Origin of the sequence: Ancylobacter terrae (genome assembly GCF_045108345.1) — a bacterium.
Taxonomy (GTDB): domain Bacteria; phylum Pseudomonadota; class Alphaproteobacteria; order Rhizobiales; family Xanthobacteraceae; genus Ancylobacter.
Genome location: NZ_JBJGXH010000001.1, coordinates 194,623 through 207,555, shown reverse-complemented (window position 1 = coordinate 207,555; position 12,933 = coordinate 194,623). Strand labels below are relative to the sequence as shown.

The following is a 12,933-nucleotide window of genomic DNA, read 5'->3' as shown; positions in this document are numbered from 1 at the left end:
CTCGCCATCAGTGCGTGGGGCCGGCCCGCGAAGGTCGCCCGCGAGCAAAGCCGCCGATGGCGCCGCTCCCGAACCGCTCTCGATGCCCGCTCGGCACGCTGATCATCCCTGACGTCGAGCCCACCAAGGACGGACGCGACCGCATCGAGGCCACGAGCGGCAAAGTGCACCCTCTGCTGTCAGGAAATCGCCAAGGCCGCGCCGGCGCGCCTCCTCGCGGCGGATGACATCGATGTTGCGGCCATCCGCCGGCGGCTTCGCCTCTCGCAGGGCGAGTTCGCCGAGCGATTCGGCCTGTCGGGTAACCGCGCGCGATCGGGAGCAGGGTCGGCGCAAGCCGGACCCGATCGCCCGCAACCATCTACTGGTGATCGACCAACGCGCCCCGAGACCGCCGCCAAGGCGATCGGGTCATCCTGGGTCTCGACCAGCCGCATTCGGAGGCGCGAAAAGCGTCCGCTTGCTTCCGAAAGGCTTCCGGCTGGGATTTGGGCAGGCTCGACGTCGAAGCGGCAGAGACGGAAAAGTTTTTGTTTTTCAGTCTCTTCGGAATGGTGGGCGCGACAGGGATTGAACCTGTGACCCCTTCCATGTCAAGGAAGTGCTCTCCCGCTGAGCTACGCGCCCATTCCGTGCCCGCACCGGGCGGAGCCCCCTATATCGGGTCGGCCCCACCCGCGCAAGCGCTGAGATGAGGATGACCGCTCAGGCCGCCAGCATCTTGCCGACCTCGTTCACCAGATCGCGCAGATGGAAAGGCTTCGAGAGCACTTTCGCATCCTTCGGCGCCTGGCTGTCCGGGTTGAGCGCGACCGCGGCGAAACCGGTGATGAACATCACCTTGATATCGGGATCGAGCTCGGTCGCACGCCGCGCCAGCTCGATTCCGTCCATCTCCGGCATGACGATATCGGTCAGCAGCATCTCGAACGGCTCCTCGCGCAGCCGGTTATAGGCCGACTGGCCGTTGTCGAACGACACGACGTCATAACCGGCATTCTGGAGCGCCTTCACCAGGAACCGCCGCATGTCGTTGTCGTCTTCCGCGAGCAGGATCCTCGTCATGCCCGTATACCCCGTTTCTTCCCCCGACGCGGCCGACGCCGAATCGCATTGCCTTCTCTTTGCTAGCATATCGGAGGCAAAAGGTTTGGCGCAGGCGAGCCGCTTCACGGTCGACATTCCCGTGCCGGACTCGCATGATGCCCCCCGGCGGCGGGGCTCGCTTCACATCGCGGCCGGGTCGGCCGTCCAGCGCCGCGGAACATCCCGGCGCCGGGAAGCGCCACGAGGAACGGCTGGAGACACATGAACGCCGTCATTGCCGAGACTGTCGAGCCGGCCTTCGACGTTGTCGAGCCCGTGCGTATCGCTGCGCCGTTCCTGTTCAACTCCCCGCACAGCGGCATGATCTATCCGCGTGCCTTCGTCGAGCAGGCCCGCCTCGATATGCCGCTCCTGCGCCGTTCCGAGGACAGTTTCGTCGACGAATTGTTCTGCGGGGTGTCCTCGGCGGGGATGGCGTTCATGCGCGCCCATTTTCCGCGCTGCTATCTCGACGTGAACCGTGAGCCCTACGAGCTCGATCCGCGCATGTTCGAGGGGCGCCTGCCCGCCTACGCCAACACGCGCTCGATGCGGGTTTCCGGCGGACTTGGGACCATTGCCCGGATCGTGGGCGAATCCCAGGAAATCTATGCCCGGCGCATACCCATCGCCGAGGCGCTGGAGCGCATCGAGACGCTCTACAAGCCGTATCACCGCACCCTGCGGCGGCTGATGACACAGCTGCAGCGCAGCTTCGGCATGGCGGTTCTGGTCGACTGCCATTCGATGCCCTCGATCACCGGCTCGCGCGATGACCGCACCCGCGCCGATTTCATCATCGGCGATCGCTACGGCACGAGTTGCTCGTCGGCGATTCCCGACCTCATCGAGACCGCGCTCCGACGCCGGGGCTACGTCGTCACCCGCAACAAGCCCTATGCTGGCGGTTTCATCACCGAGCACTACGGCAATCCGGCGTCCGGGCTCCACGCCGTCCAGATCGAGATCAACCGGGCCCTGTACATGGACGAGCGGACCTATAGCCGCACCTCGGGCTTCGAAAAACTGCGCCAGGACCTCCTCGAAATGGCGGGGGAGCTGGCCGGACTGGAGCAGCTGGGCCTTGCGCCGGCCCGGATCGCGGCCGAATAGGCCATAGATTTCATTTAGTTACGAAATCCGATCCATTTTTTTGATCGAGCGATGCAAATTGCCACGAGAGAGCCTTGCATTTCAGGCATGACAGATATACGAATCCTGCACGTTCGAGATTGACCGGCAAACAGGTCCGCTCGAATGCTGCCCACCTTGAGGTGCCAAGCTGAGAGAAGCACGCGCTGTGCAGAACGACACGGCAATCGGACAACCCGACGAAGAGTGCATCCAAAGGGACAGCCGCCAAGGCGCCGAAAAGAAAGAGGCCGCTCACGCGAACGGAGCGGCCCAAGTCTAGGGAGGAAACGCCCAAGGAGGGCAGTACGGAGCGACGCCAATCGCTGCGTACGAGACAAAGATGTAGGTGCATTGCGGAAGAATCAAGACGCACGGCACCATTTCCGTCGCCATGTGCGCAATTGAAAAGGGATGTGGCGTTTTTGTCGCGCATCCGTGCCTGAACATCGCCGAGGGGCCCATGGCTTCTCGGCGTTTTCATGCGGATAAAGGCAACAGGCGGGACGTCGAGGGCACGACACTCGGACGGGGCCGCGCGGTACGGCCCTGCCCCGAAGAAAAGGGGCCGCTCGCGCAAGCGGAGCGGCCCAAGTCTAGGGAGGAAACGCCCAAGGAGGGCAGCGGTAAGCGACGCCAATCGCGTTACCGCAACGCAATAGTGGCACCGCACCGCACAAAATGCAAGTGCGGAAACCGCCAACCGAAACCTCGATGCAATCAACAAAGCGCGAATAGCGCAAATCGCGCACAATCCGAATGCCGCACCACCGCCGTTTCATCTCGAGCGGGCCATCCCGGTCCTGATCGATGACGGCGGGCGCACGCCGGCGAGCCTGACGGGCCGGCGCGCGGGTCGGAAGCGGAGGCGGCGGGGTGAGTCGCGGCCCGACCGGGCGCTCGCGTTCTCGGTCCACCAAAAGAAAGGGGCCGCTCACGCAAACGGAGCGGCCCAAGTCTAGGGAGGAAACGCCCAAGGAGGGCAACAGGAGCGACGCCAATCGCGTCCTGCGTGAACACAATATGGCAGCAACCCTTCCCAAGAACAAGCCGAACGGCTGCTCAAAAAGAAGTCATGGCTGAATGACAGCCATGCACTCTACGCAAATCTCTCGCTCGCCGGGTCGGAGGTTTGCGCGGCATTTCCGTTGCCGCGGCCGCGCGGGGCCGATATTCACAGCACGCGGGCGCGACACGGCACCGTCGGCGAGGGGGAGCGCAAATCCATGTCAGCAGTCGATTTCGAGGCCTTCGTGCATGAGCTCGCCAACGTGTCGGGCCAGGCCATCCTCCCCTTCTTCCGCACGGCGATCGGCGTCGAGGACAAGAGCCGCGGCGCGAGCTTCGACCCCGTCACCGCCGCCGACCGCGCCGCCGAACAGGCCATGCGCGCGTTGATCCGTCGCACCTTTCCCGAACACGGCATCACCGGCGAAGAGTTCGAGGACGACCGGCCCGACGCCGAATTCGTCTGGACGCTGGATCCCATCGACGGCACCAAGTCCTTCATCGCCGGCATGCCGGCATGGGGAACGCTGATCGGCCTGTCGCGCTCCGGCGAGCCCTGCTACGGCATGATGCACCAGCCCTTCATCCGGGAGCGTTTCTACGGCGACGGCGGCAGCGCCCGCTACCGCGGCCCCGCCGGCGAGCGCCGCCTCGCGGTGCGACCCTGCCCCGCTCTGGACCAGGCGCTGATGGTGACCACCAGCCCGCTGCTGATGAACGACCACGACCGGGCGCGCTTCGTCGAGGTCGAGCGCAAGGTCCGGCTCTCGCGCTATGGCGGCGACTGCTACGCCTATTGCATGGTCGCCGCCGGCCATGTCGACCTCGTCATCGAGACCAATCTGCACGACCACGACATATTGCCCCTCATCCCGGTGATCGAGGGCGCCGGCGGCATCGTCACGGATTGGGAAGGCAAGCGCCCGCTCGAAGGCGGGCGGGTCGTCGTCGCCGGCGATCCCCGCGTTCATGCCGCGGCGCTCGCCGTGCTCGCCGGCGGCTGATCCGCTCGTCAGGCCGGCGTTCCCGGCACGAAGGCGTCGAAGGCCGCGAAGAACTGTTCGCGGAAGAAATCGCGTTCCTGCAGGATCTCGTGTCGGGCGCCCGGGATCACGAGATGCGCGCCGGCGATGAGGCGCATGCCCAGGTGCTCGATGGCACGCGTCGCGACCACCTCGTCGTCGCCGGCGGCCATCATCAGCAGGGGCTGGCGGATCGCGCGCGCCGTCACCGGATCGGCAAGCTGGTCCATCAGCCGGAAGGCCGATTCGATCCAGCTCACCGTGGGCGCGCCCAGGGCGAGCGCGGGGTGGGCGGCCGCGATCCCGTAATTGCGCGCATAGCGGACGGGATCCGAGGTGAGCCGGTTGGCGCGGAAGGGTTGCTCGTTGACCGGAAGCCGCCGCCGCCCGGGCACATAGAGCCGGCCGCAGCCCAGCGCCCGCAGCAGCCGCGCCGCCCGGTAGGCGGCGACGTCGTGCTTGACCAGCGCGATCTCGAGCATCGGCGCCAGCAGCACCATCCGGTCGAACCACTGGCGGCCGTGGCGGGCGGTGTCGAGCAGGATGGCCGCTCCCATCGAATGGGCGATCGCGTAATAGGGCGGCGGGCAATCGGGCAGCATCACCTCGCGGACAAACGCCTGCAGGTCGAGCTGGTAATCCGCGAAGTCGCCCACATGCCCCTTGAACGGGTTGCGCAGCAGCCGCTGCGAGCCCCCCTGCCCGCGCCAGTCCAGCGCGGCGACGGCAAAGCCGCGCCGGCGCAGGTCATGAACGGTCTCGAAATATTTCTCGATCGATTCGGCACGGCCGGTGAACAGGCAGACCGTGCCGCGGCGCGCGCCGAGTGCCGGCCAGCGGGCATAGCGCAGGCGGACCCCGTCCGCGGCATTGAAATGGCCGCTGACGGCCCCCTCGGGCACGGGGTTGGCTGGCGTTTCATGCAACATCGGCGGGCCAGATCACAGGCGGCGGGGCGGGTGCGCAAAGTCGCGCGGCGGGCAAGCCGAGCGATACACCGGAGCAGCCCGGACGGGCAATCGTCGCGTCCCCGAAACCCGCCGGCACGGCCTAATAGCGCTTGTCGCCGAAGCCGATGACTTTCATCCCGATGATCGACCCCGACGCGCCGTCGACGACGAGCTGCACCCGCTCGTCACGCGGCCCGGTCGCCTCGAGGATGATGGAGGCGCCGCGCTGCTTTATCACCTCGATATTGGTGAACCCGCGCCCGCGCAGCATCTGCACCGCATCGGCCGGGCTGGTCGACCCCTGATCGCTGGCGACGGTCGGTGGTGTCGGCGGGGTCTCGTAGGGGACATACGGGCTCGTCGCCTGCCTGCCCGATTGCGCCCCCCCGCCCATGGCGCCCCAGGGTCCGCCGACCGTGATGCCGATTCCCTGGGTCTGCGCGGGGGTCGCACCGAGCCCCCCCAAATCGAGAAGCACGGCCAACACCAGCGCGGCCGAAACACGCGCCGCCACCGTCAGGATCCCTCCTGCATTACGCCCGCACCCCCGGTCATGCCCGTGGAATCGTCCCGTCGGGCACAAACCAATGTTCCAGTTAGGGGGCAGGGGCTGAACGTCAACCGAAGCAGCCGTTCATCGCGTATTCATCTCGTCGCCGGTGAGAAACGAGAGATTCGCGAGGCCGGAAGCTGCCTCGATTGATCGCCCGACCCTGCCCTGAACGGGCTGAACGGCCTCGGAAGCGGGGCTTCACGGCGCATTCATCGGCCCGGCGAAGGCCCGGCCGGAACATGGCGCACGGGTGACATTCACGACGTGCCGCAGCCGCTCTCGCCCTCTTGCGCGATGGCACGGGGCACCCATCTCTTTGGGTGCGCCGGCCATGTTGGCGGCGCTCTTCGGGTCCGGCCTGTGGCGGATCCCGACTGCATGTCGCTTCAAAGGAGGATATGCCATGCGCAGCTACGATCTTTCCCCGCTCTACCGTTCCACCATCGGCTTCGACCGCCTCTTTTCCCTGCTCGACCAGGTGAGCGGTGTGGAGAACGGGAACTCGACCTATCCGCCCTACAATATCGAGCGGACGGGCGAGAACGCCTATCGCATCACCGTCGCGGTGGCCGGGTTCACCGACAAGGACCTGAACATCGAGGTGAAGGAAAATACGCTCGCCATCCGCGGCGAGAAGCAGACTTCATCGTCCGAGGGCGCGGCCAACATGCTCTATCAGGGCATTGCGGCGCGGACCTTCGAGCGCCGGTTCCAGCTGGCCGACCATGTCGAGATCCGGGGTGCCGCGCTCGAGCACGGCCTGCTCCACGTCGACCTCGTGCGCACAATTCCCGAGACGCTGAAGCCCCGCACGATTCCGATCGTGACCGCCGGGAAGCCGGTCGAGGTGGGTGCTGCGGAGAGCCGCTCGCTCGAAGCCAAGGCGGCGTGAGCGCTGCGGCGCCGGACAATCTGATCGGGCGCCGCACCCTGCACCGATGACATGCGCCGCTCCGGCCGATGCCGGGGCGGCGTTTTCATGAGCGCCTGGCGCGATCCATCAGTTCACGGACGACTTCTTGTCCTTGCCGCTTTTCTCGGCAGGCTTGGCCGCATCGCGGGTCAGCACGGAAGCCGTGCCCGCGGACACCGAATCGCCGGGCGTCGCCGTCCCGGCGCCGAGCCCCGCCGACATGGCGGCATCGGTGCCAGCCGCGGGAACCGGCGGCTTCGGGGGCTCTCCTCCGGCCGAGGGAGGAACCGCCACCCCGGGAATGACGCGCACCGGCGGCGCCGCCGCGGCGGGGGCTGCCGGCGGAGCCACGGCGGCGGTGGATTCGGGAGCGGGGGGCGCGCCTTGTGGCGCCGGCGTCGTCCGGGGGGCAGCGGCAGCGGCAGCGGGCGGCGATGTCGCGCCACCCGGCGTCGCCGGCCCCGGCGCGGCGGGCTTCGTCGATTCGGGAGAGGCCACCTGCCCCTGTGGCGCCGGGGCCAGCGGGGACGCGCCGTCGGGAACGGGCTTCGGGGATTCCGGCGCCGGCCGCGCCGCGGTCTGCGGGGGTGCCGGCTTCGCCGGTGTCGGCTTTGGCGGCGCCGGCGTGCGTACATTGGCGGGCGGCGTCAGCGGTGGCTCGCCCCGGGCCAGCGGCCGCACCGAGGCGATCTGGCCGCTGTAGCGATTGAGCCGGATGCGCACGCGCACGCCATCGCCGTCGGTCGCATCGGCGACGTAGTGATCGCCCACCCGCCGGGCCGGCGTGATCGCGGCAAATCCCATCGAGCGCAACAAGGCGCCGACATCGCTCTGCGGCAGCACGCGCGAGGGCGCCGGCCGGTAGGGCGGCGCGCGATAGGGTCGCGGGCGATAGGCCTCGTCGGGGAACGGCGGCGGCCCGTAGCCGTAATCGAAGGGGGAGTAGTACTGCGCCGATGCCGGGCTGGCCGCGGCCACGAGGATCAGTGCGGCACCCGCGAGAAACGAGCCTGCGGCCGCCCGGCACCGGGCAAACGGGGGGAAGGCAAGGCCGGCCATGTGCGTCGATCCGTTAGGGAAGCTGAGGAAGCCCGAAGACTAGGGCAACGAATGCGGCGCCGGTGAGACGCCGCGCCCGCGCCCGCCGGGACATCGCGCGCCCGCAGCGGGGCGGCCGGCAATGGCGTTGCGCCGCAGCGCGGTACGTCATACCGTTCCTTTCGCCTGAGCATCCCGGCCCGTAACAACTGTGAAGATCGACGCCGAAACGCGCCGCTGGCGCGCTTGTGCCCAGATGCGATTTCTGGCATGTTCGCGATTGATAGGACAGCAAGACTGCCCTATCAATTTCAATCAGATGCCCTGCCGGCGTTCCGGCAGGATTCCGGCATGCCGACAGCGACGAGACCGCTGATCGACAGACCATCGATGGAGGCAGGTATGAGCGAGGAACTCGGCAAGAGCGTCGTGTCCAACGTCGGCGCGGGAACGACCCGTCCGGCCGCGGCGGATCGCGCTGGCGCCAAAATCGCTCCCGGCATCGATCCGGGTCTGGCACCGGCCTTCGGTCTCTATGATCCGCGCCACGAGAAGGACGCGTGCGGCGTCGGCTTCATCGCCGACATCAAGGGCCGCAAGAGCCACCAGATCGTGCAGGACGGGCTGCAGATCCTGCTGAACCTCGAACACCGCGGCGCGGTGGGCGCGGACCCGCGCGCGGGCGACGGCGCCGGTATGCTGGTGCAGATTCCGCACAAGTTCTTCGCCAAGGAAGCGGCGCGGCTCGGCTTCGCCCTGCCCGAGCCCGGGCAGTATGCCGTCGGCCACGTCTTCCTGCCCCGCGACGCCGAGGGGCAGCAGATCGTCCGCGACACCTTCGCGCGCGTGATCGCGGCCGAGGGGCAGGTGCTGCTCGGCTGGCGCGACGTGCCGACCGACAATTCCTCGCTCGGCCATACCGTGCTGCCGACCGAGCCCAAGCATGTCCAGGTCTTCATCGGGCGCGGCGAGAGCGTCCACGACGAGGACACCTTCGAGCGGCGCCTCTTCATCCTCCGCAAGGAGGTCTCGAACGCCGTCTATGGCGCGAACGACCCGCGCATGGCCGGCTATTATGTCGTGTCGCTGTCCTGCCGGACCCTCGTCTACAAGGGCATGTTCAACGCCGACCAGCTCGGCGCCTATTATGCCGACTTCCACGACCCGGATTTCGAGAGCGCCGTGGCGCTGGTCCATCAGCGCTTCTCGACCAACACCTTTCCGACCTGGTCGCTGGCCCATCCCTACCGCATGGTCGCCCATAACGGCGAGATCAACACGCTGCGCGGCAACGTGAACTGGATGGCGGCCCGCCAGGCCTCCGTCGATTCCGAGCTGTTCGGCAACGACATCTCGAAGCTGTGGCCGATCTCCTATGAGGGGCAGTCGGACACCGCCTGCTTCGACAACGCGCTCGAATTCCTGGTGCAGGGCGGCTACGAGCTGCCCCACGCGGCGATGATGCTGGTGCCCGAGGCCTGGGCCGGCAACCCGCTGATGGATGACGAGCGGCGCGCCTTCTACGAGTATCACGCCTCGCTCATGGAGCCGTGGGACGGACCGGCCGCGATCGTCGCCACCGACGGCCGCCAGATCGTCGCGACGCTCGATCGCAACGGCCTGCGCCCGGCGCGTTATCTCGTGACCGCCGACGACAAGATCGTGCTGGCCTCGGAGATGGGCGTCCTCACCTTCCCGGAAGAGACCATCGTCACCAAGTGGCGGCTCCAGCCGGGCAAGATGCTGCTCGTCGACATGGTCGAAGGCCGGCTGATCCCCGATGAGGAGATCAAGACCGAGCTCGCCCGCAAGCACCCCTACAAGGAGTGGCTGACCCGCACCCAGCTGGTCCTCGAGGATCTGCGCCCGGTCGAGGCGCGCGAGGTCCGCACCGACGTGTCGCTGCTCGACCGCCAGCAGGCGTTCGGCTACACGCAGGAAGACCTCAAGCTGCTGATGGCGCCGATGGCGACCACCGGGCAGGAGGCGGTCGGCTCCATGGGCACCGACACGCCGATCTCGCCGCTGTCGAAGAAGTCGAAGTCGCTCTTCACCTATTTCAAGCAGAACTTCGCGCAGGTCACCAACCCGCCGATCGACCCGATCCGCGAGGAGCTGGTGATGAGCCTCGTCTCGTTCATCGGCCCGCGGCCGAACATCTTCGACCTCGAGGGCACCTCGCGCCGCAAGCGGCTGGAGGTGCGCCAGCCGATCCTGACCAACACCGACCTCGAGAAGATCCGCTCCATCGGCTTCATGGAGGAGCGTTTCGACACCCGCACGCTCGACATGACCTACCCGTCCGACAAGGGCGCGGCGGGGATGGAGGACGCGGTCGAGCGGCTGTGCGAGCGCGCCGAGGCCGCCGTGCATGGCGGCTATAACATCATCATCCTGTCCGACCGGCTGATGGGGCCGGACCGCATCGCCATACCCTCGCTGCTGGCCACGGCCGCCGTGCACCATCACCTGATCCGCAAGGGCCTGCGCACCGCCGCCGGCCTCGTCGTGGAGACCGGCGAGGCGCGCGAGGTGCATCACTTCGCCTGCCTGGCCGGCTATGGCGCGGAGGCGATCAACCCCTATCTCGCCTTCGAGACCATGATCGCCATGCGCGTCGACATCCCCGAGGAGGTCGACGAGTACGAGATCGTCAAGCGCTACATCAAGTCGATCGACAAGGGGCTGCTCAAGGTCATGTCCAAGATGGGCATCTCGACCTACCAGTCCTATTGCGGCGCGCAGATCTTCGACGCGGTGGGGCTCAGCGACGAGATCGTCGGCAAGTACTTCACCGGCACGGCCTCCTCGATCGGGGGCGTCGGCCTCGCCGAGATCGCCGAGGAAACCGCCATGCGCCATCGCGACGCCTTCGGCGACGCGCCGGTCTATCGCTCGTCCCTCGACGTCGGCGGCGACTATGCCTTCCGCCTGCGCGGCGAGGAGCATGCCTGGGATCCGGAGACGGTCGCCGTGCTCCAGCACGCCGTCCGTGGCAACGCGCAGGACAAGTACCGCGCCTTCGCCAAGCTGGTGAACGAGGCCAGCTCGAAGACGCTCAACATCCGCTCGCTGTTCCGCATCAAGCTGGCGGAGGAGCTCGGGCACGGCTCCGTCCCGCTCGACGAGGTCGAGCCGGCGGTCGAGATCGTGAAGCGCTTCGTCACCGGCGCCATGTCGTTCGGCTCGATCTCGCGCGAGGCGCACACCACGCTCGCCATCGCGATGAACCGCATCGGCGGCAAGTCGAACACCGGCGAGGGCGGCGAGGAAGCCTCGCGCTTCAAGCCGCTGGCGAACGGCGACAGCATGCGCTCGGCGATCAAGCAGGTGGCGTCGGGGCGCTTCGGCGTGACGGCGGACTACCTCGTCAACGCCGACATGATCCAGATCAAGATGGCGCAGGGCGCCAAGCCCGGCGAGGGCGGCCAACTGCCCGGCCACAAGGTCGACGCGGTCATCGCCAAGGTGCGCCACTCCACCCCCGGCGTCGGCCTGATCTCGCCGCCGCCGCACCATGACATCTATTCGATCGAGGATCTGGCGCAGCTCATCTTCGACCTCAAGAACGTGAACCCGGAAGCCGACATCTCGGTCAAGCTGGTCTCCGAGGTCGGCGTCGGCACGGTTGCCGCCGGCGTCGCCAAGGCGCGCGCCGACCACATCACCGTGTCGGGCTTCGAGGGCGGCACTGGCGCGTCCCCGCTCACCGCGATCAAGCACGCCGGCTCGCCCTGGGAGATGGGCCTCGCCGAGGCGCATCAGACGCTCGTGCTGAACAATCTGCGCGGACGTATCGCGCTGCAGGTCGACGGCGGCCTGCGGACCGGTCGGGACGTCGTCATCGGCGCGCTGCTGGGGGCGGACGACTTCGCCTTCTCCACCGCGCCGTTGATCGCGGCCGGCTGCATCATGATGCGCAAGTGCCACCTCAATACCTGCCCGGTCGGGGTGGCGACGCAGGACCCGGTCCTGCGCAAGCGCTTCAAGGGCACCCCCGAGCACGTCATCAACTACTTCTTCTTCGTCGCCGAGGAAGTGCGCGAACTGATGGCGGCGATGGGTGTGCGTAGCTTCATCGAGCTGATCGGTCGGTCTGACTGGCTCGACAAGCGTCCCGCGATCGACCACTGGAAGGCGCAGGGCCTCGACTTCTCGCGCATCTTCGCCAAGCCCGAGGTGGGACCGGAAATCGCCATCCGCCACACCGATCGGCAGAACCACCCCATCGCCAAGGTGCTCGACCGCAGGCTGATCGCCGAGGCCGCACCGGCGCTGGAGCGGGGCGAAAAGGTCGTCATCAACACCACGATCAAGAGCACCGACCGCTCCGCCGGCGCCATGCTCTCGGGCGAGGTGGCCAAGCGCTATGGCGATGCCGGCTTGCCGGATGACACCATCGACATCCACCTCGCCGGCACGGCGGGCCAGGCTTTTGGCGCTTTTCTCGCGACCGGGGTCTCCATGACGCTGGTCGGCGAGGCCAACGACTATGTCGGCAAGGGCCTGTCGGGCGGCCGGATCGTCGTGCGCCCGCATGAGCACAGCGCCATCGTGCCGGAGAATTCGATCATCGTCGGCAACACGGTGCTCTACGGCGCCACCGCCGGCGAGGTCTATTTCCGGGGCGTCGCCGGCGAGCGCTTCGCCGTGCGCAACTCGGGCGCCATCGCCGTCGTTGAAGGCACCGGCGACCATGGCTGCGAGTACATGACCGGCGGTGTCGTCGTTGTCATCGGTCCGACCGGTCGCAACTTCGCCGCCGGCATGTCCGGCGGCGTCGCCTATGTGCTCGACGAGGACAGGAGCTTCAAGAACCGCTGCAACCTCTCCATGGTCGACCTCGAGCCGGTGGAGGAGGAAGAGGACCTGCTCGAGCGCCTCCACCACCACGGTGGCGATCTGGAATTCAAAGGCCGCATCGACATCATGGCCAATATGGGTCATGGCGACGAGGAACGCCTGCACCAGCTCATCGCCAAGCACTTGCACTACACTGGCTCGGCCCGCGCCCAGGCGATCCTCGACAACTGGGCCGACTATCGCGGCAAGTTCGTGAAGGTCATGCCGGTCGAATACCAGCGGGCGCTGCGCGAAATGGAACGAGCGCGCGGATTGCAGGCCGCCGAGTAGCGGCCTTTCCGGCGACCGCCTGCCTACACGGCAGGCGGCGCTTCGACGCGCATGCGCGCGCCGGCCGCGCCACGGCGTCGGCTTTCAACGACTGGCACG

General features: G+C 67.5%; 8 protein-coding genes and 1 tRNA gene. 4 read left to right on the top strand and 5 right to left on the bottom strand.

What is annotated here, in order from left to right; genetic code table 11:
- Positions 1-552 precede the first annotated feature (552 nt).
- Positions 553-627: transfer RNA gene (locus ACEUEL_RS00990), tRNA-Val, on the bottom strand.
- A gap of 78 nt (positions 628-705) precedes the next feature.
- Positions 706-1,065 carry a cell cycle two-component system response regulator CpdR gene (cpdR, locus tag ACEUEL_RS00985; protein WP_405706499.1) on the bottom strand — a complete coding sequence of 120 codons (360 nt, stop codon included), beginning with the start codon at positions 1,063-1,065 and terminating at the stop codon, positions 706-708.
- Between the two features lie 243 nt (positions 1,066-1,308).
- On the opposite strand from cpdR, the gene ACEUEL_RS00980 reads away from it, so the two are divergent.
- Together ACEUEL_RS00980 and hisN are read left to right on the top strand one after the other, a co-directional pair.
- Positions 1,309-2,199 (top strand): N-formylglutamate amidohydrolase, encoded by an 891-nt coding sequence (locus ACEUEL_RS00980; RefSeq protein WP_405701255.1) that lies wholly within the window; start codon positions 1,309-1,311, stop codon positions 2,197-2,199.
- A gap of 1,244 nt (positions 2,200-3,443) precedes the next feature.
- Positions 3,444-4,229, top strand: coding sequence for a histidinol-phosphatase (hisN, locus tag ACEUEL_RS00975; protein ID WP_405701253.1), 786 nt, complete (start codon positions 3,444-3,446; stop codon positions 4,227-4,229).
- 8 nt (positions 4,230-4,237) lie between these two features.
- On the opposite strand, the gene ACEUEL_RS00970 is transcribed toward hisN, so the two are convergent.
- Together ACEUEL_RS00970 and ACEUEL_RS00965 are read right to left on the bottom strand one after the other, a co-directional pair.
- A complete protein-coding gene (locus ACEUEL_RS00970; protein ID WP_405701252.1) occupies positions 4,238-5,176 on the bottom strand; it encodes an alpha/beta fold hydrolase in 939 nt (312 codons plus the stop codon).
- Positions 5,177-5,297: 121 nt separating this feature from the next.
- Complete coding sequence (locus ACEUEL_RS00965; RefSeq protein WP_405701250.1) at positions 5,298-5,711, bottom strand: hypothetical protein; 414 nt, start codon at positions 5,709-5,711, stop codon at positions 5,298-5,300.
- A 442-nt stretch (positions 5,712-6,153) separates the two neighbouring features.
- On the opposite strand from ACEUEL_RS00965, the gene ACEUEL_RS00960 reads away from it, so the two are divergent.
- Positions 6,154-6,642, top strand: a complete 489-nt coding sequence (locus tag ACEUEL_RS00960; RefSeq protein ID WP_405701248.1) for an Hsp20 family protein — start codon at positions 6,154-6,156, stop codon at positions 6,640-6,642.
- A 108-nt stretch (positions 6,643-6,750) separates the two neighbouring features.
- Here ACEUEL_RS00960 and ACEUEL_RS00955 read toward each other — a convergent pair whose 3' ends face one another.
- Positions 6,751-7,722, bottom strand: a complete 972-nt coding sequence (locus tag ACEUEL_RS00955) for a hypothetical protein (protein WP_405701246.1) — start codon at positions 7,720-7,722, stop codon at positions 6,751-6,753.
- 381 nt (positions 7,723-8,103) lie between these two features.
- On the opposite strand from ACEUEL_RS00955, the gene gltB reads away from it, so the two are divergent.
- Positions 8,104-12,834 carry a glutamate synthase large subunit gene (gene gltB / locus ACEUEL_RS00950; protein ID WP_405701243.1) on the top strand — a complete coding sequence of 1,577 codons (4,731 nt, stop codon included), beginning with the start codon at positions 8,104-8,106 and terminating at the stop codon, positions 12,832-12,834.
- Positions 12,835-12,933 lie beyond the last annotated feature (99 nt).